This window comes from Maribellus sp. YY47 (assembly GCF_023111095.1).
In the GTDB taxonomy this organism is placed as follows: domain Bacteria; phylum Bacteroidota; class Bacteroidia; order Bacteroidales; family Prolixibacteraceae; genus Draconibacterium.
Window position 1 is genome coordinate 1 of record NZ_JALGYW010000047.1, and the last position, 1619, is coordinate 1619.

The following is a 1619-nucleotide window of genomic DNA, read 5'->3' on the forward strand; positions in this document are numbered from 1 at the left end:
AAAAAAAGCAAGGTTTAACCAACTTTGTTGATTTCTGAGAGACAAGTAAACCTGGAGCGAAGGATATTTAAACTTTTATATTTACAACGGAGAGTTTGATCCTGGCTCAGGATGAACGCTAGCGGGAGGCTTAACACATGCAAGTCGAGCGGGATTCGCCTTCGGGTGATGAGAGCGGCGCACGGGTGCGTAACGCGTATGCAACCTGCCTTGTACAGGGGGATAGCCCATGGAAACGTGGATTAATACCCCATAGCATTGTTGAATCGCATGGTTTAACAATTAAAACTTCGGTGGTACAAGATGGGCATGCGTAGGATTAGCTAGTAGGTGAGGTAACGGCTCACCTAGGCGACGATCCTTAGGGGTTCTGAGAGGATTATCCCCCACACTGGAACTGAGACACGGTCCAGACTCCTACGGGAGGCAGCAGTGAGGAATATTGGTCAATGGGCGAGAGCCTGAACCAGCCATCCCGCGTGCAGGATGACGGCCCTATGGGTTGTAAACTGCTTTTCTACTCCAAGAAACCACCTTACGAGTAGGGTGTTGCCGGTAGAGTAGGAATAAGCATCGGCTAACTCCGTGCCAGCAGCCGCGGTAATACGGAGGATGCAAGCGTTATCCGGATTCATTGGGTTTAAAGGGTGCGCAGGTGGGCTTGTAAGTCAGTGGTGAAATGCTGCCGCTTAACGGTAGAACTGCCATTGATACTGCAAGTCTTGAATATGGTTGAGGTAGGCGGAATGTGTTGTGTAGCGGTGAAATGCATAGATATGACACAGAACGCCGATTGCGAAGGCAGCTTACTAAGCCATAATTGACGCTGAGGCACGAAAGCGTGGGGAGCGAACAGGATTAGATACCCTGGTAGTCCACGCCGTAAACGATGATCACTCGCTGTTTGCGATACACAGTAAGCGGCTGAGCGAAAGCATTAAGTGATCCACCTGGGGAGTACGATCGCAAGGTTGAAACTCAAAGGAATTGACGGGGGCCCGCACAAGCGGAGGAACATGTGGTTTAATTCGATGATACGCGAGGAACCTTACCTGGGCTTAAATGTAGATTGCATAGATTGGAAACAGTCTTTCTCTTCGGAGCTATTTACAAGGTGCTGCATGGTTGTCGTCAGCTCGTGCCGTGAGGTGTCGGGTTAAGTCCCATAACGAGCGCAACCCCTACCGTTAGTTGCCATCAGGTCAAGCTGGGGACTCTAGCGGGACTGCCACCGTAAGGTGAGAGGAAGGTGGGGATGACGTCAAATCAGCACGGCCCTTATGTCCAGGGCTACACACGTGTTACAATGGTCGGTACAAAGGGCAGCTACACTGCGAAGTGATGCTAATCCCAAAAGCCGATCCCAGTTCGGATTGGAGTCTGCAACCCGACTCCATGAAGTTGGATTCGCTAGTAATCGCGCATCAGCCATGGCGCGGTGAATACGTTCCCGGGCCTTGTACACACCGCCCGTCAAACCATGGAAGCTGGGGGTGCCTGAAGTCTGTGACCGAGAGGAGCGGCCTAGGGTAAAACCGGTAACTGGGGTTAAGTCGTAACAAGGTAGCCGTACCGGAAGGTGTGGCTGGAACACCTCCTTTCTGGAGCACAGGTTTACA

1 rRNA gene is annotated in these 1619 nt (G+C 51.6%); it reads left to right on the forward strand.

The features are described 5' to 3' along the window. Positions 1–83: 83 nt before the first annotated feature. Positions 84–1601, forward strand: a 16S ribosomal RNA gene (locus MR764_RS20120). Positions 1602–1619 lie beyond the last annotated feature (18 nt).